Source organism: Streptomyces massasporeus, assembly GCF_014648995.1.
Taxonomy (GTDB): domain Bacteria; phylum Actinomycetota; class Actinomycetes; order Streptomycetales; family Streptomycetaceae; genus Streptomyces; species Streptomyces massasporeus.
On the sequence record NZ_BMSE01000006.1, the window covers coordinates 188,041 to 213,505 of the forward strand.

General features: G+C 69.4%; 21 protein-coding genes and 1 pseudogene. 12 read left to right on the forward strand and 10 right to left on the reverse strand.

What is annotated here, in order from left to right; translation table 11 throughout:
* Window positions 1-93 precede the first annotated feature (93 nt).
* Genes cydD through IE153_RS16640 form a run of 3 tightly spaced genes read right to left on the reverse strand, consistent with a single transcriptional unit; the run spans window position 94 to window position 6,128 of the window.
* Complete coding sequence (cydD, locus tag IE153_RS16630; RefSeq protein WP_189590468.1) at window positions 94-3,582, reverse strand: thiol reductant ABC exporter subunit CydD; 3,489 nt, start codon at window positions 3,580-3,582, stop codon at window positions 94-96.
* Window positions 3,583-3,594: 12 nt separating this feature from the next.
* Window positions 3,595-4,599, reverse strand: a complete 1,005-nt coding sequence (gene cydB, locus IE153_RS16635; protein WP_189590469.1) for a cytochrome d ubiquinol oxidase subunit II — start codon at window positions 4,597-4,599, stop codon at window positions 3,595-3,597.
* Window positions 4,600-4,619: 20 nt separating this feature from the next.
* The gene (locus IE153_RS16640) at window positions 4,620-6,128 is read right to left on the reverse strand and encodes a cytochrome ubiquinol oxidase subunit I (RefSeq protein ID WP_189590470.1); all 1,509 of its coding nucleotides are present in this window, start codon (window positions 6,126-6,128) and stop codon (window positions 4,620-4,622) included.
* A gap of 150 nt (window positions 6,129-6,278) precedes the next feature.
* On the opposite strand from IE153_RS16640, the gene IE153_RS16645 reads away from it, so the two are divergent.
* Window positions 6,279-6,671 carry a cyclophilin-like fold protein gene (locus IE153_RS16645; protein ID WP_189590471.1) on the forward strand — a complete coding sequence of 131 codons (393 nt, stop codon included), beginning with the start codon at window positions 6,279-6,281 and terminating at the stop codon, window positions 6,669-6,671.
* Between the two features lie 76 nt (window positions 6,672-6,747).
* Here IE153_RS16645 and hisC read toward each other — a convergent pair whose 3' ends face one another.
* A complete protein-coding gene (gene hisC / locus IE153_RS16650; RefSeq protein ID WP_031107548.1) occupies window positions 6,748-7,827 on the reverse strand; it encodes a histidinol-phosphate transaminase in 1,080 nt (359 codons plus the stop codon).
* Window positions 7,828-8,258: 431 nt separating this feature from the next.
* On the opposite strand from hisC, the gene IE153_RS16655 reads away from it, so the two are divergent.
* The 3 genes from IE153_RS16655 to IE153_RS16665 all read left to right on the forward strand — a co-directional run bounded on the left by IE153_RS16655 (window position 8,259) and on the right by IE153_RS16665 (window position 11,809).
* Window positions 8,259-9,371, forward strand: a complete 1,113-nt coding sequence (locus IE153_RS16655; RefSeq protein ID WP_189590472.1) for a LacI family DNA-binding transcriptional regulator — start codon at window positions 8,259-8,261, stop codon at window positions 9,369-9,371.
* Window positions 9,372-9,670: 299 nt separating this feature from the next.
* A complete protein-coding gene (locus IE153_RS16660; RefSeq protein WP_268251802.1) occupies window positions 9,671-10,759 on the forward strand; it encodes a metallophosphoesterase in 1,089 nt (362 codons plus the stop codon).
* A gap of 183 nt (window positions 10,760-10,942) precedes the next feature.
* Window positions 10,943-11,809 (forward strand): hypothetical protein, encoded by an 867-nt coding sequence (locus IE153_RS16665; protein WP_189590474.1) that lies wholly within the window; start codon window positions 10,943-10,945, stop codon window positions 11,807-11,809.
* A gap of 120 nt (window positions 11,810-11,929) precedes the next feature.
* Here the strand turns inward: IE153_RS16665 and IE153_RS42370 are convergent.
* Window positions 11,930-12,064: pseudogene (locus IE153_RS42370) on the reverse strand (thiamine biosynthesis protein ThiC); the annotation flags it as partial.
* Window positions 12,065-12,256: 192 nt separating this feature from the next.
* Here IE153_RS42370 and IE153_RS16670 point away from each other — a divergent pair.
* Window positions 12,257-12,613, forward strand: coding sequence for an effector-associated constant component EACC1 (locus IE153_RS16670; RefSeq protein WP_189590475.1), 357 nt, complete (start codon window positions 12,257-12,259; stop codon window positions 12,611-12,613).
* On the forward strand, window positions 12,610-15,072 hold the full coding sequence (locus IE153_RS16675) for a caspase, EACC1-associated type (RefSeq protein WP_189590476.1): 2,463 nt from the start codon (window positions 12,610-12,612) through the stop codon (window positions 15,070-15,072). The genes IE153_RS16670 and IE153_RS16675 overlap by 4 nt, the downstream gene beginning before the upstream one ends.
* A gap of 275 nt (window positions 15,073-15,347) precedes the next feature.
* Here IE153_RS16675 and thiC read toward each other — a convergent pair whose 3' ends face one another.
* On the reverse strand, window positions 15,348-17,150 hold the full coding sequence (thiC, locus tag IE153_RS16680) for a phosphomethylpyrimidine synthase ThiC (protein ID WP_229829017.1): 1,803 nt from the start codon (window positions 17,148-17,150) through the stop codon (window positions 15,348-15,350).
* A gap of 254 nt (window positions 17,151-17,404) precedes the next feature.
* Here thiC and IE153_RS16685 point away from each other — a divergent pair, with 254 nt between their 5' ends.
* Window positions 17,405-19,144 carry a YibE/F family protein gene (locus tag IE153_RS16685; protein WP_189590477.1) on the forward strand — a complete coding sequence of 580 codons (1,740 nt, stop codon included), beginning with the start codon at window positions 17,405-17,407 and terminating at the stop codon, window positions 19,142-19,144.
* 118 nt (window positions 19,145-19,262) lie between these two features.
* Here the strand turns inward: IE153_RS16685 and IE153_RS16690 are convergent, their stop codons facing one another.
* The 4 genes from IE153_RS16690 to IE153_RS16705 all read right to left on the reverse strand — a co-directional run bounded on the left by IE153_RS16690 (window position 19,263) and on the right by IE153_RS16705 (window position 21,547).
* Window positions 19,263-19,697 carry an SsgA family sporulation/cell division regulator gene (locus IE153_RS16690; protein ID WP_030849994.1) on the reverse strand — a complete coding sequence of 145 codons (435 nt, stop codon included), beginning with the start codon at window positions 19,695-19,697 and terminating at the stop codon, window positions 19,263-19,265.
* A 98-nt stretch (window positions 19,698-19,795) separates the two neighbouring features.
* Complete coding sequence (locus tag IE153_RS16695) at window positions 19,796-20,530, reverse strand: IclR family transcriptional regulator (protein ID WP_268251810.1); 735 nt, start codon at window positions 20,528-20,530, stop codon at window positions 19,796-19,798.
* A gap of 321 nt (window positions 20,531-20,851) precedes the next feature.
* The gene (locus IE153_RS16700; protein WP_020271174.1) at window positions 20,852-21,064 is read right to left on the reverse strand and encodes a DUF5326 family protein; all 213 of its coding nucleotides are present in this window, start codon (window positions 21,062-21,064) and stop codon (window positions 20,852-20,854) included.
* 165 nt (window positions 21,065-21,229) lie between these two features.
* Window positions 21,230-21,547, reverse strand: coding sequence for a cupin domain-containing protein (locus IE153_RS16705; RefSeq protein WP_097217849.1), 318 nt, complete (start codon window positions 21,545-21,547; stop codon window positions 21,230-21,232).
* 60 nt (window positions 21,548-21,607) lie between these two features.
* On the opposite strand from IE153_RS16705, the gene IE153_RS16710 reads away from it, so the two are divergent.
* The 5 genes from IE153_RS16710 to IE153_RS16730 all read left to right on the forward strand — a co-directional run bounded on the left by IE153_RS16710 (window position 21,608) and on the right by IE153_RS16730 (window position 25,461).
* Entirely contained in the window at window positions 21,608-21,985 is a 378-nt protein-coding gene (locus tag IE153_RS16710; protein ID WP_189590478.1) for a phage holin family protein, read from the forward strand.
* A 6-nt stretch (window positions 21,986-21,991) separates the two neighbouring features.
* The gene (locus IE153_RS16715; protein ID WP_189590479.1) at window positions 21,992-22,483 is read left to right on the forward strand and encodes a low molecular weight protein-tyrosine-phosphatase; all 492 of its coding nucleotides are present in this window, start codon (window positions 21,992-21,994) and stop codon (window positions 22,481-22,483) included.
* Window positions 22,480-23,685, forward strand: coding sequence for a cystathionine gamma-lyase (locus IE153_RS16720; protein ID WP_229829018.1), 1,206 nt, complete (start codon window positions 22,480-22,482; stop codon window positions 23,683-23,685). The genes IE153_RS16715 and IE153_RS16720 overlap by 4 nt, the downstream gene beginning before the upstream one ends.
* Window positions 23,686-23,880: 195 nt before the next feature.
* Entirely contained in the window at window positions 23,881-24,786 is a 906-nt protein-coding gene (locus tag IE153_RS16725; protein ID WP_189590480.1) for a LysR family transcriptional regulator, read from the forward strand.
* A 192-nt stretch (window positions 24,787-24,978) separates the two neighbouring features.
* Window positions 24,979-25,461, forward strand: coding sequence for an NUDIX domain-containing protein (locus IE153_RS16730; RefSeq protein WP_189590481.1), 483 nt, complete (start codon window positions 24,979-24,981; stop codon window positions 25,459-25,461).
* Window positions 25,462-25,465: the final 4 nt, after the last annotated feature.

A 25,465-nucleotide genomic window follows, 5' to 3' on the forward strand; every position in this document is an offset into this window, starting at 1 on the left:
CAAGGCGCCGGGGTCAAGGGCGCAGAGGCGATGACACCGAGTTCAAGGCGCCAGGGTCAAGGGCGCAGAGGTCAAGGCGCCGGGGTCGAGGGCCTACCGCGCCCCCACCAGCGACTCCGCCGCCGCCTCCCGCTCCGCCATCCCCCGCAGCTGCCCGTCCGCCGCCAGCAGCTCGGCGTACGGTCCGCGCTGCACCACCCGTCCCTCGTCCAGCACGATCACCTCGTCGACCGCTTCGAGGCCCGCCAGCCGGTGCGTGATGAGCAGCGTCGTGCGGCCCGTGGTGGCGGCCAGCAGATCGGCGGTGAGCGCGTCGGCGGTCGGCAGGTCGAGGTGTTCGGCGGGCTCGTCCAGCACCAGGACGGGGAAGTCGGCGAGGAGTGCCCGGGCCAGCGCCAGCCTCTGCCGCTGCCCTCCCGACAGCCGCGCCCCGTGTTCGCCGACGAGCGTGTCGAGTCCGTCAGGCAGGCTGTCGGCCCAGTCCAGCAGCCGGGCGCGGCCGAGCGCGGCGCGCAGGTGCTCCTCGCCGGCGTCCTTCCGGGCGAGCAGCAGGTTCTCGCGCAGCGAGCTGTCGAAGAGGTGCGCGTCCTGCGCACACAGCCCGACGAGGCCCCGGACGTCGTCGCTGCGCAGCCCGTACGCGTCCACACCCGCCAGCGTGTACGAGCCCTCCTGAGCGTCCAGGAACCGCAGCAGCACCTGCGCGAGCGTGGTCTTGCCGGAGCCGGAAGGGCCGACCACGGCGATCCGGCGACCCTCCTCGAGGGTCAGGTCGAGCCCGGCGAGCGCGTCCCGGCCCTGCCCGGCGTGCCGGGCGGTCAGCCCCGCGACGACGAGCGGGAACGGCGACGCGGGCGCCTGCCGGGGCCGCTCCGGCTCCCGCACGGGCTCCGGGGCGTCCAGCACTTCGTACACCCGCTCCGCGCTCCGGCGCACGCGCTGCCGGTACTGCACGGCGAGCGGCAGCCCGAGCACGGCCTCGAAGGCGGCGAGCGGGGTGAGGACGACGACGGCCATGGTCACGCCGTCGAGCCGCCCGGCGGCGACCGCCTGCGCGCCGACCAGGGCGGCGGCCGTGACGGTCAGTCCGGAGATCAGCGCGGTGAGGCCGTCGCCCAGGGCCGTGGCGGTGGCGGCACGCGAGGCGACCCGGGTGAGTACCCCGTCGGCCTCGCGCGTCCGGGCGGCCCGCGCGGGCAGCGCACCGGCAACGGTCAGTTCCGCGGTGCCGGTGAGCAGGTCGGTCACCCGCGTCGCGAGCACGCCGCGGGCGGGCGCCAGCCTGTGTTCGGCCCGCCGGGCCACCGCGCCGGTGATCAACGGCACGCCGATCCCCGCCGCCAGGAGCCCGGTCGCGAGCACCGCCCCGGCCTCGGGCAGCAGCCATGCCGTGAAGCCGACCGACGCGGCCGACACGACGACGGCCGCCCCGGCCGGCAGCAGCCACCGCAGCCAGTAGTCCTGCAGCGCGTCCACGTCCGCGACCAGCCGGGAGAGCAGATCCCCCCGGCGGACCCGGCGCAGCCCGGCCGGCGCCAGCCGCTCCAGCCTGCGGAACACCGCGACCCGGGTGTCCGCCAGCATCCGCAGCACGGCGTCGTGCGACACCAACCGCTCGGCGTACCGGAAGACGGCACGCCCGATCCCGAACGCCCGCGTGGCGGTGACGGCCATCATCAAATACAGCACGGGCGGGTGCTGCGAGGCCCGCGAGATCAGCCACCCGGAGGTGGCCATGAGCCCCACGGCACTCCCCAGCGCGAGGCTCCCGAGCAGCAGCGCGAGTCCCAGGCGTCCTCGCCGGGCGCCGGACATGGCGCGGACGCGTGCGAGGACATCGCCTGAGGCCTGCTCTTCGACGGGCTCAGCCGGAGCGCGCAGCTCGATCTCGTCGGACCGCGTCCCGGCCCCCCGGGCCACGGCGGGCGCCGCGGGCAAGGCAGCGGAGGGCTCGGGCTCCTCGAGCCGCACCACCCGGTCCGCGACCTCCAGCAGCGCCGGCCGGTGCACCACCAGCAGGACCGTCCGTCCGGCCGCGAGGCGCCGCACCGCGGCCACGACCTCGGCCTCGGTGGCCCCGTCCAGCGCCGCCGTCGGTTCGTCGAGCAGCAGCACGGGCCGGTCCGCGAGGAACGCCCTGGCCAGCGCGAGCCGCTGCCGCTGCCCGGCGGACAGGCCCGCGCCGTCCTCGCCGAGCGCGGTGTCGACGCCCTCGGGCAGCGCGTCGACGAAGTCCAGTGCCCCGGCGTCCCGCAGAGCCCGCCGTACGGAGTCGTCGTCGGCGCCGGGCCGCGCCAGCCGTACGTTCTCGGCGATCGTCCCGGCGTACAGATGCGGGCGCTGCGGCACCCACGCGATCCGGGAGCGCCACTGCTGGAGGTCGGCATCGGCGAGGTCGACCTCCCCGACCCGCACCCGACCCTCGGCCGGGCGCACGAACCCCAGCAGGACGCTCAGCAGCGTCGACTTGCCGGCGCCGCTCGGCCCCACCAGCGCGACGGTCTCCCCGGGCTCGACACCGAAGGACACGTTCGAGACGGCGTCCGTCGACCGCCCCGGGTACCGGACGGTCACGCCCTCGAACGACAGCGCACCCTCCGGTACGGCCGCGGATCCGGACGCCGGGACGGGTGTCTCCAGGACCTCGAAGATCTCCTCGGCGGCGGCGAGCCCCTCCGCCGCCGCGTGGTACTGCGCCCCGACCTGGCGCAACGGCAGATACGCCTCGGGCGCGAGGACCAGGATGACGAGGCCGACGTACAGGTCCATCTCGCCGTGCACCAGCCGCATGCCGATCGTCACGGCGACCAGCGCCACCGAGATCGTCGCGAGCAGTTCCAGGGCGAAGGAGGAGATGAAGGCGATCCGCAGGGTCCGCATGGTCGCCTGCCGGTACTCGCCGGTGATGCGTCGGATGGACTCGGCCTGCGCCTTGGCCCGCCCGAAGACCTTCAGCGTCGGCAGCCCGGCGACGACGTCCAGGAAGTGCCCGGACAGCCGCGACAGCAGCCGCCACTGACGGTCCATCCGGGACTGGGTCGCCCAGCCGATCAGCACCATGAAGACCGGGATGAGCGGCAGGGTGCCGACGATGATGGCCGCCGACACCCAGTCCTCGGTGACGATCCGCGCCAGGACCGCCACCGGCACGACCACCGCGAGACCCAACTGCGGCAGGTACCGCGAGAAGTAGTCGTCGAGGGCGTCGACGCCCCGGGTGGCCAGGGCGACCAGCGAACCGGTCCGCTGCCCGCTCAGCCAGCCCGGCCCCAGCTCGGCGGAACGCTCCAGCAGCCGTCCCCGCAGCTCGGACTTCACGGCCGCGCTGGCACGGTGCGCGGCGAGCTCCGTGAGCCAGCCGACCAGCGCCCGTCCGACCGCGACGGCGGCCAACAGCAGCAGGGGAGTGCCGAGGTCGGACACCGCCATGCGGTGCTGGAACGCTCCGACCACCACCTCGGCGATGAGCATCGCCTGCGCGATGACCAGCCCCGCCCCTACGGCTCCCAGGGCCACGACCGCCACCAGGAAGACCCGGGTGGCACGGGCGTACCGGAGCAGACGCGGATCGATTGGTTTCACGTGAAACACACCTCAGTGCACGGTCTCGGCGATGTGCTGCGTACCGATCCGCTTGCGGAACACCCAGTACGTCCAGCCCTGGTAGAGCAGGACGACCGGGGTGGCGATCCCGGCACACCAGGTCATGATCTTCAGCGTGTACGGGCTGGACGAGGCGTTGGTGACCGTCAGGCTCCAGTCCGGGTTCAGCGTCGACGGCATGACGTTCGGGAACAGCGTCAGGAAGAGCATCGCCACCGCGGCCACGATGGTGAGTCCCGACCACGCGAACGCCCAGCCCTCACGCCCGGACCGGGCCGCGACCAGGGCCACGAGGAGCGATGCCACGGCCACGACCATCGCCACGAGCGACGCACCGTCACCCCGGTCGGACTGTGTCCACAGCAGGAAGGCGAGCGCCAGCAGGGCGGTCACCAGCCCGACGCGCAGCGCCAGCTTCCGCGCCCGCTCCCGGATCTCCCCGACGGTCTTGAGCCCGACGAACACCGTCCCGTGGAAGGTGAACAGCGACAGCGTGACCAGACCGCCCAGCAGCGCGTACGGGTTGAGCAGATCCAGGACGCCGCCGGCGTAGTTGAAGTCCTGGTCGATCTTCACACCCCGCACGATGTTGGCGAAGGCCACTCCCCACAGGAACGCGGGCAGCAGCGAGGCCCAGAAGATCGCCGTCTCCCAGTTGCGCTGCCAGTTCTCCTCGGGCCGCTTCACCCGGTACTCGAAGGCCACACCGCGGACGATCAGGCAGACCAGGATGAGCAGCAGGGGCAGGTAGAAGCCGGAGAAGAGCGTCGCGTACCACTCGGGGAAGGCGGCGAAGGTCGCGCCGCCCGCCGAGAGCAGCCACACCTCGTTGCCGTCCCAGACGGGTCCGATGGTGTTGATCAGCACCCGCTTCTCGGGCCGGTTGCGGGCGAGCAGCTTCGTGAGCACCCCGACCCCGAAGTCGAAGCCCTCCAGGAAGAAGTAGCCGGTCCACAGGACGGCGATCAGGACGAACCAGACGTCGTGCAGTTCCATGACTGTGCAGCTCCCTCGGCCTAGTACGAGAAGGCCATCGGCTTGTCGGCGTCACGGGAGTCGCCGCCGATCTTCGTGGGCGGGTTGAGGTCGGCCTCGGTGAGCTCCGGCGGGCCCGCCTTGACGTACTTGACCAGCAGCTTGACCTCGATGACGGCGAGGATCGCGTACAGCGTGGTGAAGACGACCATCGAGGTGATGACCTCGGCCTGGGAGACACCGGGGGAGACCGCGTCGCGGGTCTGGAAGAGGCCGTAGACCACCCACGGCTGGCGGCCCATCTCGGTGAAGATCCAGCCCCAGGAGCTGGCGATCAGTGGGAAGCCCAGGGTGAGGATCGCGATGCGCCAGTACCACTTGGTGAGGGTCGGGCCGAGCGCCTTCTTCGGCAGCAGCACGAGATGCGGCACTTCGTCGTCGCCCACCCTCAGGTGCTGCGGCAGCATGAACTTCTTGCGGGTCAGCCAGAGCCCGGCCAGGCCGATGGCGAACGACGTCATGCCGAAGCCGATCATCCACCGGAAGCCCCAGTAGGCCACGGGGATGTTGGGCCGGTAGTCGCCGGGCCCGTACTTCTCCTGCTCGGCCTTGTTGACGTCGTTGATGCCGGGCACGTACGAGGTGAAGTCGTCCTTCGCGAGGAAGGAGAGCAGGCCGGGGATCTCGATGGCGACCTTGTTGTGGCCCTTGTCGACGTCGCCGACGGCGAAGATCGAGAAGGGGGCCGGCTTCTCGCCGTCCCACAGCGCCTCGGCCGCGGCCATCTTCATGGGCTGCTGCTGGTACATGATCTTGCCGAGCACATCGCCGCTGATCGCGGTGAGGAGACCGCCGATCACGACGGTGACCAGGCCCAGCCGCAGCGAGGTCTTCATCACGGGGACGTGCTTCTTGCGGACCAGGTGGAAGGCGGCGATGCCGACCATGAAGGCGCCGCCGGTCAGGAACGCCGCGGTGAGCGTGTGGAAGACCTGGGCCAGCGCGGTGTTCTGGGTGAGCACCAGCCAGAAGTCGGTGAGCTCGGCCCGGCCCTTCGCCTCGTTGATCTTGTAGCCCACCGGGTGCTGCATCCAGGAGTTGGCCGCGAGGATGAAGTAGGCCGACAGGATCGTGCCGATCGAGACCATCCATATACAGGCCAGATGGATCTTCTTCGGCAGCTTGTCCCAGCCGAAGATCCACAGACCGATGAAGGTCGACTCGAAGAAGAAGGCGATCAGGGCCTCGAAGGCCAGCGGCGCACCGAAGACGTCACCGACGAAGCGCGAGTAGTCGGACCAGTTCATGCCGAACTGGAACTCCTGCACGATGCCGGTGACCACGCCCATCGCGATGTTGATCAGGAAGAGCTTGCCCCAGAACTTCGTCGCCTGGAGGTACTTCTCCTTCTCCGTCCGCACCCAGGCCGTCTGCAGACCGGCCGTGAGCGCGGCCAGCGAGATCGTCAGGGGGACGAACAGAAAGTGGTAGACGGTGGTGATGCCGAACTGCCATCGCGCCAGGGTCTCCGGCGCCAGAGCCAGGTCCACGTCGCCGCTCCTTACCTACGCTTGTGAAAGCGTTCACATTCACAAGCCATTATGCAGCACGGACTTTCGAGCCCTGGAGGGGGCCCCCCTGTCTCCCCCGTCACAATCGACCTCTTGGCCCGAACTTCAACATATTGTTGAATCAACGGCATGCAGACACCGACATCGGTTCAGATACGGATCTCCTGGCCCGCGGGCCATCTCGACGCGTCGCTCGACGACACTCCAACCAGCCAGGCCCTGGTCAAGGCGCTGCCCCTCGTCTCCACCGCCCGCACCTGGGGCGAGGAGGTGTACTTCGACACGGGGGTGTCGGTTTCACGTGAAACAGGCGCCCGGGAGGTCGTAGAGCCGGGCACCCTCGCCTTCTGGACCGACGGCGACGCCCTCGCCCTCCCCTACGGACCCACGCCGATCTCACGGGGCGACGAGTGCCGCCTCGCCGGCCCGTGCAATGTCCTGGGCCGCCTCGACGGCGACCCGGGCCTGCTTGCGACCGTGCGGGACGGCGACCCTGTGCGCGTGGAACTCCTGGACGCCTGACCTGGCTGCGGAGCCCTGCCGCTTCCTGCGGAGCCTCACCGCTCCTCGCGGGCCCTCCACCGCAACTGCCTGAGCTCTACAGCTCCTTGCGGAACCCTTCCGACACCTTCAGGAAGATGTCGTTCGCCTCGGCCTCCCCGACCGTCACCCGCACACCCTCGCCCGGGAACGGCCGGATCACCACACCCGCCTGCTCGCACGCCTGCGCGAACGCGACCGTGCGCTCCCCCAGCCGCAGCCACACGAAGTTGGCCTGGGTCTCGGGCACCGTCCAGCCCTGCGAGCGCAGCCCGTCGACCACGCGCGTGCGCTCGCACACCAGCGAGCCGACCCGGCCGAACAGTTCGTCCTCGGCCCGCAGTGAGGCGATCGCCGCCTCCTGCGCGAGCTGGCTCACGCCGAACGGCACCGCCGTCTTGCGCAGCGCCGCGGCCACCGGTTCGTGGGCGATGGCGAAACCGACGCGCAGGCCGGCGAGGCCGTACGCCTTGGAGAAGGTCCGCAGGACGCAGACGTTGGGCCGGTCGCGGTAGATCTCACGGCCGTCCGGCACCTCGGGGTCGCGGATGAACTCGCGGTAGGCCTCGTCGAGGACCACCAGCACATCGCTCGGGACCCGGTCGAGGAAGCGCTCCAGCTCCGCCCGCCGTACCACCGTGCCGGTCGGGTTGTTGGGGTTGCAGACGAAGATCAGGCGCGTGCGGTCGGTGATCGCGTCTGCCATCGCGTCGAGGTCGTGCACATCCCCGGGCGTCAGCGGCACCTGGACCGACGTCGCGCCGCTGATCTGCGTGATGATCGGGTACGCCTCGAAGGACCGCCAGGCGTACATGACCTCGTCACCGGGGCCTGCGGTGGCCTGGATCAGCTGCTGGGCGACGCCGACCGAACCGGTGCCGGTGGCCAGATGGGAGAGGGGCACTCCGAACCGCTCGGACAGCTCGTTCATCAGCCCCGTGCAGGCCATGTCCGGGTAGCGGTTGAAGTTGCCGGCCGCCGCCGTCACGCTCTCCATCACGCCCGGCAGCGGCGGATACGGGTTCTCGTTGGAGGACAGCTTGTAGGCCACCGGACCACCTGCCGCGGCGGGCTTGCCCGGTTTGTAGGTGGGGATCCCCTCCAGCTCGGCGCGCAGCTTGGGGCTCGTCTCGCTCACCGCAGTCCTCCTCGTGAAGACCGGCGGCCCATGACCGCCGCCGACATCCAATACTGCTCACCTTATGAGGATTCAGCGCCGCTGCGTATAGCCACGACCCAGCGGCCGGCTCCGACCTCGTCCGTCCCACCGGCATCAGGGGCATCACCACACCAAGGCGTACGAATCCGGGGGCGCGCTGCACATATATCTATGCGCCGGTGGTGCACGCCGTGGCGCGCATCCCCCGTGCAGGTGAGTTGAGACCTCTTCGCAACATCACCCCCTCGACAGGCCTGTGCGTGCCGACAAGACACGTACTGGCTTGAGAGCGCTCAACACCCTTGGTTTCCCAAGCAATTGGGGTTAAATGATCATGCAGAAACGTGCCTGTCAACGTGTGCATATGCGTCCGCACTACCCCACCGCAAGAGCCCTACTATCGGCTCGCCATGACAGCAGCAGGGAAGCACCAGGTGAGCCGCGCGGAAACCTCACGGCGAGGCAGTCGGCCGGGTCGGGCCGGCATCAGAGACGTGGCCGCCGCCGCCGGAGTCTCCATCACGACCGTCTCCGACGCCCTCAACGGCAAGGGTCGGCTCCCGGACACCACCCGGCGCCATGTCCGGGAAGTCGCCGACCGGCTGGGCTACCGGCCCTCGGCCGCGGCCCGGACCCTTCGTACCGGCAAGTCGGGACTCATCGGCCTGACCGTGACCACGTACGGGGATGAACCTTTCACCTTCACGGAGTTCGCGTACTTCGCCGAGATGGCGCGGGCCGCCACCTCCGCCGCGCTCGCCCGCGGCTACGCCCTCGTCATCCTGCCCGCGACGTCCCGCCACGACGTGTGGTCGAACGTCGCCCTGGACGGCACGGTCGTCATCGACCCCTCCGACCAGGACCCGGTCGTCAGCGAACTCGTCCGGCAAGGACTGCCGGTCGTCTCCGACGGCCGGCCGGCCGGTGCGCTGCCGGTCACGGCCTGGGTCGACAACGACCACGAGGCCGCCGTCCTCGGCATCCTCGACCACCTGGCCGACGCCGGCGCCCGCCGCATCGGCCTGCTGACCGGCACGACCACGGACACGTACACCCACCTGTCGACCACCGCGTACCTGCGCTGGTGCGAGCGCGTCGGCCAGGATCCGGTGTACGAGGCCTACCCGGCGCACGATCCCTGCGCGGGCGCCGTCGCCGCCGACCGGCTCCTCGCCCGGCCCGACCGGCCCGACGCGGTCTACGGACTGTTCGACCCGAACGGCACCGACCTGCTCGCCGCCGCCCGCCGCTACGGCCTGCGCGTCCCCGAGGACCTGCTGCTGGTCTGCTGCAGCGAGTCCACGGTGTACGCCAACACAGAGCCGCCCATCACCACGCTCTCCCTGAAACCGCGCCGCATCGGCACGGCGGTGGTCCAGCTCCTCATCGATGCCATCGAGGGAGTGGACTCCGACCACCCGGTGGAGCAGGTGATACCGACGGAGCTGATCGTGCGCACCTCGTCCCAGCGACGCCCGCCGCGCACGACGGTCAGCCCGCCGCGGTCACCCGAGGGGACGTAGGCCCCCGGGTGCGGTCCTTCAGGCCCGCACCCGAGTCAATGGAAGGTCGTACTCCTGGGGAGAAACAGGGCCGGTCCCCCGGAGAGAAGGGATCGTTCTCGCGAAGAGAAGAAGAGCGAGGACGGTCACACGGTGGTCAAAGCCCGGCGCAATCGGGGCGAAAGCCGCGGCGAACTGGACTCTTGCTCTGATTCACCACCCCTGGGTCATCACATGGCGCGATCCGCATTCCTATGATGGGCCCACGACACCCGCGGGCCGCTACGACCAGGCAGTCCGATGCGGTGCAATGCGGCGCGATGGTGGAGGGGTCGATGACTCAGGGGGCCGGTCAGGGACCCGAGGTGGAGCGGACGGCGACGTTGCGCGACTTCCGGGTGCCCGCGTACGTCCACGAGGCCGGTCCGCACATTCACAGCGTCCACCCCGGCGAGGTCGCCCCGCCCCCCGAGGAGACCTACCCCGAGGGGTACACGCCGACCCAGCGCGACCTTCCCGTCGTCAACCGGGGTGACACTGTCCAGGTGACCGTGGACCCCGAGACCGCCGCCCCGCAGGCCTCCACCGGGCAGGGCCCGCTGTACGTCGTGGGTGACGTGCACGGCTACCTCGACCAGCTGGTGTCGGCCCTCCAGGAGAAGGGCCTGCTCGACGCCGCCGGCAGCTGGTGCGCAGGCACCGCCCGGCTGTGGTTCCTCGGCGACTTCACCGACCGCGGCCCCGACGGCATCGGCGTCATCGACCTGGTGATGCGGCTGTCCGCCGAGGCCGCCGCGGCCGGCGGCTACTGCAAGGCGCTCATGGGCAACCACGAGCTGCTGCTGCTGGGCGCGAAGCGGTTCGGCGACACCCCCGTCAACTCCGGCGCGGGCACCGCCACCTTCCAGGCGGCCTGGCTGCTCAACGGCGGCCAGAAGACCGACATGGACCGCCTCCAGGACCACCACCTGCAGTGGATGTCCCGCCTGGACGCCGTCGAGGAGGTCGACGGCCACCTGCTCGTCCACTCCGACACCACCGCCTACCTCGACTACGGCCGCTCCATCGAAGAGGTCAACGACACCGTCCGCGAGACGATCACCCGCAACGACGCGGACGAGGTCTGGGACCTGTTCCGCAAGTTCACCAAGCGGTTCTCCTTCCGCGACGAGGGTGGCGCCGACGCCGTGCGCTCCCTGCTCGATACGTACGGCGGCGCCCGCATCGTTCACGGGCACAGCCCGATTCCGTATCTGCTGGGCGAAGTCGGCTCCGAGGACGACGAGGACAACCGCGACCCCGTGATCGAGGGACCGCACGTCTACGCCGACGGACTCGCCATCGCCATGGACGGCGGCGTGACCATGGCCGGAAAGCTGCTGGTCCAGCAACTGCCGCTGGATACGTGAACGTTCACCGGGCAGGCGCTCCCGGTCGGAGGACCGGGCCGGTGAGGGGCCAATTTCGGTAAACCCCCTGTCACCGCATACCGTCGCCGCTCTACCATCGGCTTATCCGTAGCAGGCTCCCCTCCGTTTCTGCCCGACGGCTCGTCAGCATGCCGAGCCCCAAGCCCTACGGAGCATCGGGGGATGCACATGAACAGCGTTCCGCAGCACCTGCTGAGCGAGGACCGCCAGGAATACGAGCGGATCCTCGATGAGGCGCTGCGCTCCGCACCACACCGTCCGGAACTGGCCGCTGTAGGACAGCGCCTCAACCCCGAACAGCTGCGCACCATGGCGCTGAACGCCACCGCACTCATCACGGCAGCCGCGTCGACCGAGTACCAGCACTACGTCAAGGTCCGCGACGAACTGCGTCAACCGGCGTCGGCCGGATCACCGGCCCTGCGTGAATCCGGTTCCTCCGAACCGGGTACGGGCGCCTCGGGGCTCGCCGCGACCGTGGGAGGGGTCGCCGAGACCGCCGGCGCGGGCGCCGTCGCCGTCGTCGCCGTGCTCGCACCCGTCCTGGCCGGAACCGCCGCGGCGATCTTCCTGCTCGTCGGCTACATCCTGCGGATGCTCGACCCCGAGCAGGGGTTCGCCCGGACCATGCTCACCACGGGCTGGGTGTTCGGCGCGGTGACCGCGGTCGCGATCCTCGTCGCCGCCGTGGGGCTGCTGCTCACCGCCCTGCGCAACAAGCCCACGGCCGAAGGCGGGTCGTACGGCGAACTGCGGGGCGAGGTGGCCCAGGCCAAGGAGGCCTGGCACGAGGCCCTGCTGGAACGCGGCATCCTGCCCTTCCTGCGGGAGGCACTCGTCGACCCCGGCGCGGCCGCCGCGCTGCACCACACGCCGTCGTCGACGCCGGTCAGCCGCATGCCCCACCTCGGCTACGACCGCCCGGGATTCACCAGCCCGGACGACGGCGACCGCGGCTCACGCCCCAGCTTCAGCAGTCCGGACTACAGCAGCCCGGACTTCGGAGGTCCGGAGCACCAGCCGGAGTAGCACCCGTCGAGCCCGTCCGAGGGGGCGCATCCGAGTGGGCCGACCCGAGCGTGGGCGGACCCGAGTGGACGGACCCACAGGCCGGGGGACCAACGGCCCCCGAGCCTGTGCGCGGCCGGGTCAGTCCGCGATGGGCAGGTACACACGGTTCCCGCTCGCCGCGAACTCCTTCGACTTCAGGGCCATGCCCTCCTCGATCTCGTTCCGGGTGCCGCCGTGTTCACGACGGATGTCCTGCGAGATCTTCATGCTCGACGACATCAGACACGAGTCACATGTGGCGATGAGGCGGTTGGGTCGCGCATCTCTCGAGCATCGCAACAACGGCCGTTGGGCACGGCTGATCGGCGCTTTGGACTTCATCCTGGCGATCCGGTTCCTGAGCGTCGAGTCGCCGCTACCCTGAGCACATTACGGGGAAGCGATACAGGTCGAAAACGGTGGGATATGCGCATCCGAGTGTTAGCCGAGGGCGATGAACAGGCGCTGACGGATCTTCGTTCATGGCTAAGCCGTGACCCGGAGGCAGCCGGGCTTCCGGTTGAGCCGATGACCGGCGATGGGCCGACCATGGGGGTGCTGGAAGCACTGGATGTGGTTCTCGGCAACGCCACGAACATTGCGAGCTTTGCCGTGGCCTACGCCACGTGGCGCACCACAAGGCCAACAGGGCCGACCAGCGGTGCGCGGACCATGGTCCATGGGAACAGCACGGTCGACATCGGCCATCTGTCCCCGGAAGAACTGGCTGATCTGCTGCGCCGTTTGGACGGTGACAGCTCCGACTCCGGAACGTCGGAATGACGCTGGACCAATCCGGATCCCGCGCCGTGCTGTTCGGCGTCCATGCCTACCAGCATCTTGCCAACCTGGACGGGGTACGCCACAACGTACCTGCCCTGCGGGATCTACTGATCGCGGATGACGCGGGCGGTTTTTCCGGCGAACACTGTGTGGCGGTGCCTGCCAACAGCACACCGCAGGATCTGCTGGACGCCGTGCAGGACGCTGCGGACCACGCGCGTGAACTGCTGGTCGTGTACTACGCCGGCCATGGGCACTTCGGCCGTGACGGCCGAAGCCTGTTGCTGGGCACCGAAGCTTCGCGGTCGGACCGGCCACACCGCTCGGTGGCTTATGACGAGATACGGGCCATCGTGGCCCACTCCCCAGCCCGGCACAAGGTCGTCATCGTGGACTGCTGTTTCAGCGGTGCTGCTCTGCACATGGACGGGCAGCCAGGCAGTATGGCCTCGCCGGATTTCGAGATCAGCGGCGCCTGCGTGTTGACTTCGGCCGCCGAAACCGAGCGCTCCTTGTGTCTGCCCGACGGAAGCCTCTTCACACGGGAACTGATCCACATCCTTCGCGACGGCCTAGACGGCGAAATGTCCGACGGACGACGCGGAGAGCACTTGTCTGCGCTCACCATGGCCGACATCCACGAGGCCCTATGTGGGCGACTAGCGCGTCGTACGGTAGAGGGCCATCAGGTGCCAGTGCCCCGGATGAGCACCCGTGACAGCGGCCACCGCATCCCTCTTGCCGCCAACCGCGCTCACACCCCACACACCCCAGGCCACACCACCCGCGCCCCTGTGCACACCGTCTATCCGACCAGCCGGTACTTCACCGGCCGCCAAGATCAGATCGCGGCACTGGAGCAAATGGCAGGGCAGCCCGCCGCTTTGTGCGTCGTGCACGGGCGCGGCGGCCAGGGCAAAACCGAGCTGCTCCGGGCCGCAGCCGCCCGCATGGCGCGTCATTACCCCGGCGGCTGTCTGGAGGTCGACCTGCGCGGCTGGACACCCAACGAGCAACCCCGTGACCCTCACATGGTCATCGCCGAGCAACTCCATCACATGGGTTACGGCCCCGAGCACATCCCCGCAGACGTGACTGCACGCACCGAAACCTGGCGCCTGTTCCTGAAACACCGTCCCGTACTGCTCCTGCTGGACAACGCCCGCGACGCCAGGCAACTGGGCCCTCTACTGCCCTCCGCCGACTCACCCTGCATGGTCGTGATCTCCAGTCGCTCCGAACTGCCCGAGCTGAACGCCCACTGGCGTTGCGAACTGCCACCGCTGCCTGCCGACGATTGCATCGCCGCCTGGCACAAGATGGGCATTCCCCAAGACACGAGCCATCTCGGTGAGATTGCCGAGCGCATCAACCACAAGCCCCTGGCATTGGGCCCGATCGGCACCTCCCTGCTGCGCGGCGCCTCCCCAGCCGCTGTCCTTGCCTCCCTGACCGGCCCAGACCGCTACGCTGCCTTCCCCAGCCTCGATGACGCCGAACGCGCCGCCTTCACCGCGGCCTACACGGCTCTCGACGCCGACCTACGTAGCCTGATCCATCACTGCGCCTGGCACCCAGGCCCCGATTTCAGCCCCGGCTCCCTGGCAGCCATGGCTCAGCGCCCCGAACATGAAGTAGAGGTCCGGCTGACGGAGATCGAACAACTGCTGATCCGCAAGAATGGCCGCTACAGCCTCCACGACCTCAGCCTCACGTACGCCCACAAGACAGCTGCGCACCACGCTACGCAAGGCGAGGAACGCGCCAGCAGGCAGCGTCTCTATGACCATCTGCACACTGGACTCGATCTGGCTGTGGATGCATTCAACGGGGCTGACTGTGACCAGAAAATACGCCGCCCGCGCCAGTGGCTCCACACACACGCACAGGAACTCCAGGCCGCCGCACGCACAGCCCTCACAGACAACTGGCCGGGAACCCCCGAGTTCCTATGGGCTCTCGGCACGTCTCTTTACCTCGACGACCGGTACATCGAAGCCGAGCAACTCTTCCAGGCCGTCCTTACCACCACAGCCCCCGAATCGGTTAGCCATGCGGACGCCACCTGCCGCGTGGGCGACATCCACCAGGTGCAGGGCCGGTACGACGAGGCAGCCACCGCCTACCAGACCGCCCTGACCATCTACAAGAGCATCGGCGACCGCCTCGGCCAAGCCGATGCCACCCAGGGCCTGGGCGACATCCACCAGGCGCAGGGCCGGTACGACGAAGCAGCCACCGCCTACCAGACCGCCCTGACCATCTACGAAAGCATCGGCAACCGCCGCGGCCAAGCCAACGCCACCAAAGGCCTAGGCGACATCCACCAAGCACAAGACCAGTACGACGAGGCCAACGAAAACTTCCGCGCAGCAAGGGACCTATACGCCGAGATAGGCATGACTCAGTGGGCCACTCTCAGTCAGCAGGCTCTCGATGAGCTCGGTCTCGACGCATAGCTCGCCACACCGCCATAACCGCCCGGCATCTATATTGCCGGCCGCTATTACTACAACGGCGCGGGCCTGGCTTTGCCCAGGACGCCGCGGTACTCGCCAGCAACCGCCTAGGGATCAGGAGCACGCCACAAAGCCTCATTCACGCTCAGTACCTTCGCGCGTCTGGCGTCAAGCCTCGCGACTTCCTCAGTAGCCCTGTCGCTCCTCCCATGGCCCACGCGACAAAGCACCGTCCCGGGAACCGGAGCCATCCCGGAACGGCGCCTTCCTGCGTGTCACTCTGCGATTGGCAAGTACACCCGGTTACCGCTCGCCGCGAACTCCTTCGACTTCTGGAGCATCCCCTCGGCGACCTCCTCAGCCGCCGCCCCCTCAGCCGTCGCGCCACCGAACCGCTCTGTGATGCTTTGGCTAATCTTCATGCTGCAGAACTTGGGACCGCACATCGAGCAGAAGTGAGCCGTCTTGGCCGGCTCGGCAGGCAGGGTCTCGTCGTGGAACTCCCGTGCCGTGTCCGGGTCGAGGGCCAGGTTGAACTGGTCCTCCCACCGGAACTCGAAACGGGCGTCGGACAGCGCGTCGTCCCACTCCTGCGCACCCGGGTGCCCCTTGGCGAGGTCGGCTGCGTGGGCGGCGATCTTGTACGTGATGACGCCGGTCTTGACATCGTCACGGTTCGGCAGGCCCAGGTGCTCCTTGGGCGTGACGTAACACAGCATCGCCGTGCCCCACCAGGCGATCATCGCGGCACCGATGCCGGAGGTGATGTGGTCGTACGCCGGTGCGACGTCCGTGGTCAGCGGGCCGAGCGTATAGAACGGAGCTTCATCGCAGATCTCCTGCTGAAGGTCGATGTTCTCCTTGATCTTGTGCATCGGGACGTGGCCCGGGCCCTCGATCATGGTCTGTACGTTGAAACGCTTCGCGATCCGGTTGAGTTCCCCGAGGGTGCGCAGTTCCGCGAACTGCGCCTCGTCGTTGGCGTCCGCGATCGATCCGGGCCGGAGGCCGTCCCCGAGCGAGTAGGTGACGTCGTACGCGGCGAGGATCTCGCAGAGCTCCTCGAAGTTCTCGTACAGGAATGACTCCTTGTGGTGCGCGAGGCACCAGGCGGCCATGATCGAGCCGCCGCGGGAGACGATGCCGGTCTTGCGGTTCGCCGTCAGCGGCACGTACGCCAGGCGCACACCCGCGTGGACCGTCATGTAGTCCACGCCCTGCTCGGCCTGTTCGATGACCGTGTCCTTGTAGATCTCCCAGGTCAGCTCCTCCGCCCGGCCGTCGACCTTCTCCAGAGCCTGGTAGAGCGGCACGGTGCCGATGGGGACGGGGGAGTTGCGCAGCACCCACTCGCGCGTGGTGTGGATGTTGCGGCCGGTGGACAGGTCCATGACCGTGTCGGCGCCCCAGCGGGTCGCCCAGGTCATCTTCTCGACCTCCTCCTCGATGGAGGACGTCACCGCCGAGTTGCCGATGTTGGCGTTGACCTTCACCAGGAACCGCTTGCCGATGATCATCGGCTCGATCTCCGGGTGGTTGACGTTGGCCGGCAGCACGGCCCGGCCCGCTGCGATCTCGTCCCGCACGACCTCCGGCGCCACGTTCTCCCGGATGGCGACGTACTCCATCTCGGGGGTGATCTCGCCGCGGCGGGCGTACGCGAGTTGCGTGACCGCCTGTCCGGTCCTACCGCGTCGCGGCTGGCGCGGCCGGCCAGGGAAGACCGCGTCCAGGTTGCGCAGGCCGCCCCGGGGCGAGGTGTGCTTGATGCCGTCGTCCTCGGGACGGACGGGACGGCCCGCGTACTCCTCGGTGTCGCCGCGGGCGATGATCCAGTTCTCGCGCAGCGGCGACAGTCCCCTGCGGACGTCGGTGTCGACGAGCGGATCGGTGTACGGGCCCGACGTGTCGTACAGCGTGACCGACTGGCCGTTGGTGAGGTGCACCTGACGGACCGGCACGCGCAGGTCGGGGCGGGTGCCCTCGACATACGCCTTGTGCCAGCCGATGGACTTCCCGGCCTCCTCGGACTTCTCGTCCTGAACGGAGGCAGGCGTGCGTGCGTCCTTGCTGGTCATGAGACCTACTCCCTACGCCGGCATTACCCGGTAACAGGTTCGGCGGTCGACGCAGCGATTTCCGTCCGGCGACGTTTCGTGTGAAACATCACTCGAGTCCGGCGATGTTTCATGTGAAACATCGCTGGGACGGAGGTCAGCGCCCTCTCAGCCCGGTGCTCCGAGCTCCCGCGTGTACAAAAGGTGCCTCCACGCTAGCGGCAATTCTGGCGCGGTGAACAGAGGGCCCCCCTCGTTCTTGCGATGATCGGGCGGTGACCACGACGCAGCGTCCCCCCTACCCACCGCCCGAGCCGCCCCGCGGATCCGGCGCCGGAAGCGGCAACGACCGTGGTGACGGCCATGATTTCGCCGCCCCGGCCGGGCACGGGCCGAGCAGAGGGCAGAGCCCCGGGCTGGGGTACGGGCGTGACGCGGGTTTCGGTCCCGGCTCCGGTGGTGAGTACGGGCCGGACTCCGGCGGAGGCCAGGGTGCCGGGCCGTCCGGTGGCCACGGTGGCTCTGGCGGTCCCGCCGGTGGGCAGGGGCCCGGCCAGGGCCCCGGTGGCGGGTACGGTTCAGGGCCCCGTGGAGGTGGCGGGCACGGTCACGGCGGGGGCGACGGACACGGTCACGGCGGGGACGACGGACACGGGCACGGACCCGGTCCCGCCCCGGGTGACGGGAACGGACCCGGTCCCGCCCCGGGTGGCGGGCACGGGCACTCCCACAGCCACAACCACGGTCCGGCCACGCCCGTCTCCCGGCATCTGCGCAAGGTCATCGCGGCGATCCTGATCCCGTTCGCCGCGGCGGTCCTGGTCGGTCTCGCCGTGCTGTGGCCGGGCGGCGCTCCGTCGCACGAGCGCACCGGCGTCGGCTTCGACCGGCAGACTCAGGACGCCACGGTCACCAAGGTGGTCGAGGTGAGCTGCAAGGAGGCCGGCGCTTCGGGCGTCCCGCCAACCGGCGACACCTCCACCGCCGAGGGTTCCTCCGCGGTGCAGCAGGAGAAGGGCACCTGCAAGCGGGCGACGATCCGGGTCGACAGCGGCGACGACAAGGGCCGCACGTTCACCGAGATCGTCCAGCCCGACCAGTCCCGCCAGCTGCACGAGGGCCAGGAGGTCGTGGTCGCCTACGAGCCCTCGGCGCCGAAGGACCTGCAGTACTCGGTCACCGACATCAACCGCCGTCTGCCCATGGGGCTGCTGGCCGGCATCTTCGCGATCGCCGTCGTGGTCGTCGGACGGCTGCGGGGCGTCATGGCCCTGGTCGCGCTGGCGATCAGCTTCATGGTGCTGAACTTCTTCATCCTGCCGGCGATCCTGGAGGGCTCGAACCCGCTCGTCGTGGCCGTGGTGGGCGCCAGCGCCATCATGCTCATCGCCCTGTACCTGTGCCACGGCCTGTCCGCCCGGACATCGGTGGCCGTGCTGGGCACCCTCATCTCGCTGCTGCTGATCGGCGTCCTCGGCTCGGTGTTCATCGACTGGGCGGCCCTGACCGGCAACACCGACGACAACACCGGGCTGATCCACGGCCTCTACCCGACGATCGACATGAGCGGTCTGCTGCTCGCCGGCGTCATCATCGGCTCGCTGGGCGTGCTCGACGACGTGACGGTCACGCAGACCTCGGCGGTCTGGGAGCTGCACGAGGCCAACCCCTCGATGGGCTGGCGCGGGCTCTACCGCGCGGGCATCCGGATCGGCCGCGACCACATCGCCTCGGTCGTCAACACGCTCGTCCTCGCCTACGCGGGTGCCGCGCTGCCGCTCCTGCTGCTGTTCTCGATCGCGCAGAGCAGTGTGGGGACGGTCGCCAACAGCGAGCTGGTCGCGGAGGAGATCGTGCGCACGCTGGTCGGTTCGATCGGCCTGGTCGCCTCGGTGCCGGTCACCACGGCTCTGGCGGCGCTGGTGGTCTCCGCCGACCGCCCCGGCACGGAGCCGGCTGTGGAAGCCTCTGCCGTCACCGCGCGCGGGGGAAGGGGCCGGCGCCGCAAGCGCTGAGGTCGCCCAACCCGCGAGAAGATCGCCCGGTCATACGAAGATCGCAGGAAGAAGCGTTCCTGCACGGTTCGGCGGCATCCGGTGAAGCGTTACTCCACCGTGCCGCCGGGCCCATGTCTCAACCAGCGCCCTGCTCGGCGAGGATGCGGTCCAGCGCCTCGTCGAGGTGCGCGTCGAAGTCGGCGAGCGAGCCCTCCTGTCCCAGCGGCACCAGCTTGTCCGTGCGGTCGAGAAAAGCGACGAGCGGTGCCGTCGACGACCGGAACAACGCCTGGTCACTGCCCACCTGAAGCCGGATCAACACCTCGCCCAGCGCGTCGGGGTCGACGGGCGTGACCCGCACATCGCCCTCCCCGCACGGCCGGCCCACACCGTCGATCAGCAACTCCCGCCCGAAAGCCCATGTAACTGGGGCATCACCGGGCAAATGGAACGTCAGCCGAACGGCATAGGGATCACTGGACTCATAGCGCAGCTCCACCGGAATGCGGAAGGAGAGCTCCTCGGACACGAGAAAGCTCATCATGACCTCTGCTTGTACGGACTCGCGCATCGATAACCCCGTCATTCGCCGTGACTGGCCGGGAACGAACCTCTGACACTTGGTGGAATCTTGCTGAACGTACACAGCAGATCACAAGGAGTGAGTTTTCACATACTGATACAGAGCGCGAGCGAGCCGAGCCGTGCCCCGATCTCGGCCTGCAACTGCCGGGCCGCGGGCAGCAACCGATCGGCCTGGTGTGCGGGGAGTGAGATCGCCATCGTCGCTGCCGTGGTGCCGAGCGTGAGCGGAATCGCGGCGCAGACCGTGCCCAGGGCGTACTCCTGACGCTCGGTCACCGGTTCCATGCGCCGGATCCGCTCCAGGCGCCGGAGCAGGCTGTGGTTGTCGCGCACCGTGTACGGCGTGAGGGGCTGCACCGGGTAGCGGTCGAGGTGGTCCCGGCGGGCCTCCTCGTCCAGCTGGGACAGCAGGCACTGGCCGATGGCGTGCGCGTGCCCGGTCTCCCGGAAGTCGGCCCACTCCTCGACCGCCGGGGTGCCCGGACTGTCGGAGACGCACATGACCTCGATCTCGCCCTCGCGGTAGACCGCGTAGTACACGGGCACGCCCAGGACGTCCCGCCAGTGGGCGAGCGCGTCGACGACCGTGCTGCGACGTTTCTGCCGCGCTCCGCTGCTGCTCAGCCGCTCGGCGGCCGCACCGAGGAAGAACAGGCCCTTGTCCCGGCGCAGATAGCCCTCGTGCACGAGCGTGCGCAACAGGTGGTACGTGGTGGGCAGTGCCAGCCCGGTCTCGCGGGCCAGTTGCTTGGCGGGAGCACCGTACTCGTGCCCGGCGACGGTCTCCAGCAGGCGCATCGCGCGCTGCACGGATCCGATGAGAGTCGGCGGAGGCGGTGGTGCGGAGGAGGGTGGTGGCCCGGAAGGTGCCGCCGAGCGAGGTTGCGCGGGGACGGTACGGAGGTGGACGGGGGCGGTGTCAGCCGGGACCAAGGGGGCTCTCCCGAAGCGCGAGGGGGCAGCCCGTGCGGAGGAACACGGGTGGGGGTGAATGCCGCTCGCGGGGAAGTCCCCGCGTCGAGTTCCGGACTCTATTCGCCTGTCACCGCGTACAGACGGCCCCGCCGGAAAACTTCCCTCGCCCGAGGGAACCGGTGATTCCAGGCGTTTCCCGCTACCCCCACCGGTTTCCCACGCGTCTCACCAGTCGCTGCGCGACGAGGAACTCGACGTGAACTTCCGTACGACGTAGATCAGTCCGCCGACCAGCGCCACGAAGACCAGCACCTTGAAGAGCAGTCCGATGACGAACCCGACCACACTGGCGATCAGCCCGCCGAACACGACCAGGGCGATGACCGGCACCGCGATCCACTTCACCCACCACGGCAGCCCCGTGAAGATCTCTCGCATCGCCCTCGTCCTTACCTCTCCGCCCGTTCGAGTGCCGGGTCCTGTCGGTCCTTCTGGATCTCTGATGTCCTGCACTCGATGCTAGGTCCGGGAGGGGGTCGAACGGGCGCCTCGCACCCCTTGTCCTCCCCTGACCGAACCCCTAGGGAACCCTGAGGCGGCCCGTCACCTCTCGGGCGGAGAGAACACCACCAGCACCCTCAGGTCCTCGGTGATGTGGTGGAACTTGTGGGCGACGCCCGCCGGCACGTAGATCACGCTGCCGCGCGCCACCTGGGTCGTCTCCAGACCGACGGTGATCGCCGCACGGCCGCTCACGATGAAGTAGACCTCGTCCTGATTGTGCGGCTTCTGTGGATCCTGCTCGCCCGCGTCGAGGGCGTACAAGCCGACCGACATGTTCTGCTCCCGCAGAAACTGCAGGTAGGCGCCTTCGTTGGCGGCGCGCTCCGCCTCCAGTTCATCCAGCCGGAATGCCTTCATCGCCTTGTCCGCCCCTGCCTCTTGTGCCCGCGTCCGATCAGGTCTGCCACGATCAGACACATGATGAATTTCCTAGTCAAGACGATCGCCAACGCGGGCGCCCTGGCGGTCGCCGTGTGGCTGCTCGACAAGATCACCCTGACCGGCGACAGCACGGGCAAGGAGATCGGCACCCTGCTCATCGTGGCGCTGCTCTTCGGTCTGGTGAACTTTCTGGTCAAGCCGGTCGTCAAGCTCCTGAGCCTGCCACTGCTGATATTGACGCTCGGTCTGTTCACGCTGGTCGTCAACGCGCTGATGCTGCTGCTCACCTCGTGGCTGGCGGACAACCTCGACCTGAGCTTCCACGTGGAGGGCTTCTGGACGGCCGTCGTGGGCGGTCTGATCATCTCGGTCGTCTCCTGGGCGCTGCACGTCGTGCTGCCCGACGGGGACTGAGCGGACATGACGTACCGGGTCTGCTTCGTCTGCACGGGCAACATCTGCCGTTCCCCGATGGCCGAGATCGTCTTCCGCGCGCGGGTGGCGGAGGCGGGTCTCGACGAGCTGGTGGAGGTCGACAGCGCCGGCACGGGTGGCTGGCACGAGGGCGACGGGGCCGACCCGCGTACGGTGGCCGTCCTGGAGGACAACGGCTATGACGGCGGCCACACGGCCCGGCAGTTCCGGTCGTCCTGGTTCTCCCGCCTCGACCTGGTGATCGCCCTCGACTCCGGCCACCTCGGGGCCCTGCGCCGGCTCGCGCCGACGGAGGAGGACGCGGAGAAGGTGCGGCTGCTGCGCTCGTACGACCCCGCCGCCGGCGACGACCTCGACGTACCGGACCCCTACTACGGGGGCATGGACGGCTTCGAGGAGTGTCTTGAGATGGTGGAGGCGGCGAGCGTCGGTCTGCTCGCCGCAGTGCGCGAGGACGTGGAGGGACAGGCGGCATGAGGGATTCCGCAAGGGGCGCCGCGGACAAGGTGGCGGGCGCCGCTGACGAGGTGGCGGGCGCCGCGGGCCAGTCGGCCGTGGGCGGCGGAGACGGTACGCGCGCGGTGCGGGCCGGGCTGCCCGAGCCGGTCAAGCACGAGCCCACGCTGCCCGGCCCGGTGTTCGCCGCCCACTTCCACCTGCCGGGAGACCCGACCGGCCCTTACACCTACGGCCGCGACGAGAACCCGACCTGGACGCTGCTGGAACACGCCGTCGGGGAGCTGGAGGCGCCCGGCGAGGACGGTGTCGAGACGCTCGTCTTCGCCTCCGGCATGGCCGCGATCTCGGCGGTGCTCTTCTCCCAGCTGCGCACCGGCGACGTGTGCGTCCTGCCCGACGACGGCTACCAGGCGCTGCCGCTGGTCCGCGCGCAGCTGGAGGCGTACGGCATCGAGGTGCGCACCGCGCCGACGGGCGGCGACGCCCAGCTGGACGTCCTCGACGGTGCACGGCTGCTGTGGATCGAGACCCCGTCGAACCCCGGGCTCGACGTGTGCGACATCAGGCGGCTCGCCGATGCGGCACACGCGCGTGGTGCCCTGGTGGCCGTCGACAACACCCTCGCTACACCGCTCGGCCAGCGTCCGCTGGAGCTCGGCGCCGACTTCTCGGTGGCCAGTGGCACCAAGCAGCTCACCGGTCACGGTGACGTCCTCCTGGGCTATGTCGTCGGCCGGAACGCCGAGGCCATGGCCGCCGTGCGTCGCTGGCGCAAGATCGTCGGCGCGATTCCCGGGCCCATGGAGGCCTGGCTCGCGCACCGGTCGATCGCGACGCTCCAGATGCGGGTCGACCGGCAGAGCGCAACGGCCCTGGCGGTCGCCGAGGCGCTGCGCGAGCGGCCCGAGGTGACGGGACTGCGATACCCGGGGCTTCCCGACGACCCCTCGCACGAGATCGCCGCGCGCCAGATGCGGCGCTTCGGGTGCGTGGTGTCGTTCACGCTGCCCACACGCGAGCGTGCCGACCGCTTCCTCGACGCGCTGCGGCTCGTGGACGACGCGACGAGCTTCGGCGGGGTGCGGTCCACCGCCGAACGGCGTGGACGCTGGGGCGGGGACGCGGTGCCGGAGGGCTTCATCCGCCTGTCGGTCGGTGCCGAGGATCCGGAGGACCTGGTGGCGGATGTGCTGCGGGCGCTGGACACGTCGACCGCCTGACCATCGTCACGGACGGTCCGAGCCTCCCCCCTCGTGGCTCGGACCGTCCCCCGGTTCCGCGCGCAAGAACCGCGCGACCAAGGCTAGTTGACTCTCTGTCAGTGTCCAATCACAGTAGCGACAGAGACCTATCGACTTATTTATAGTTGAGCGCGGCCGGGTACCGGAGCGGGGGCCGAAGAGGGAGTGTGTGCGGTGGATCTGGCCTTGCTGCGGACCTTCGTGACCGTGCACCGGGCCGGCTCCTTCACCCGCGCCGCCGCACTGCTCGGTCTCTCCCAACCTGCCGTCACCTCGCAGATACGGACGCTGGAGCGGCAGCTGGGCCGCCCCCTGTTCCTGCGACAGGCCCGAGGCGTGACCCCGACGAGCATCGGCGACGAACTCGCTCACAAGGCCGCACCCCATCTCGACGCCCTGGTGGAGATCACCGAGACCGGCCTCGACGTCGACTCCTCCTTACGGACGCTGCACCTCGCAGGTCCACCGGAGTTCACGGCAGAACGAGCCCTGCCCGCCCTCACCGAGCTGACCGGCGAGGACGGACAGGGCTTCGCCTTGCGCGCGTCCTTCGGGACCGCCGAGGAAACACTGGAGGGGCTCTCCGCCGGGCATCATGATCTGGCCATCAGTACGGCCCAGCCGCGCGGCGCCCTGCTCACGGCGACTGCGCTCTGCGACGAGGAGCACGTCCTGGTCGCCGCCCCGCGCTGGGCCGAGCAGACCGGCACCGGTGAGCCGGACCGCAGGCCGGAACCGGCCCTCGAGAAGATGCCTGTGGTGGAGGTGCACGAGTCGCTGCCGTTCGTCTCCCGCTACTGGGCCTCCGTCTTCGACTCGCCTCCGGCCGTCCCGGGCACCGTGATCGTCCCCGACCTGCGTGCGGTCCTGACCTGCGTGGTCGCGGGCGCCGGGCTGGCGGTTCTGCCCCGCTACCTCTGCGCCGCGGCGCTGGAGCGGGGCGATGTCGTCGCCCTGTACGAACCGGCCGTGCCACCGCTGCGCACGTACTTCCTGGTGGTCCGCACCGGGACGCTCGCCATGCCCCATATCGCGCGGGCTCACGAGTGGTTGCAGCAGGCTTCGGCCGACTGGTGCTGAGGCCCCCAGGCGTGGCTGGGGGCGACTGGTGCTGAGGCCCCCAAGGCGCGACCTCGGCCGACTCGCGCAGGGGCCCTCAGGGGCGGCTTCGACCGACCGGCCGGGGCGCTCGGGAGCGCACTTCACTCTGGGAGCTCGGCCGGTGACATTTCGCGATGTTTCACGTGGAACCAGCCGGGCCACATTTCACTCATGACCGTCCGACCCGTGGTCAAGCGCACCGCCCGCGCCATTCTGCTGGACGGTGCCGACCTGATCCTGATCAAGCGCACCAAGCCGGGTGTGGATCCCTACTGGATCACCCCTGGCGGTGGAGTCGAACCCAGCGACTCGACCGTCGTCGACGCCCTGCACCGCGAGGTGTACGAGGAACTCGGCGCGAAGATCACCGATGTGGTGCCCTGCTTCGTGGACACCATGGAGCACATCGGGGAGGACGGCGGCGCGACCGGCGTGAAGGTGCAGCACTTCTTCGTCTGCCGTCTGGAGTCCATGGACCCGTCCCTGCGCCACGGCCCCGAAGTCGACGCGCCGGTCGGCGAGTACGAGATCGTGCGCGTGCCCTTCACCCGGGTCGGGATCGCGTCCGTCCATCTCGTCCCGCTGTCGCTGCGGCACTACCTGGACGGCAACATCGAGGGCGTCCTGGCGATGCATGCGCCCGACCTGGGCTGAGACG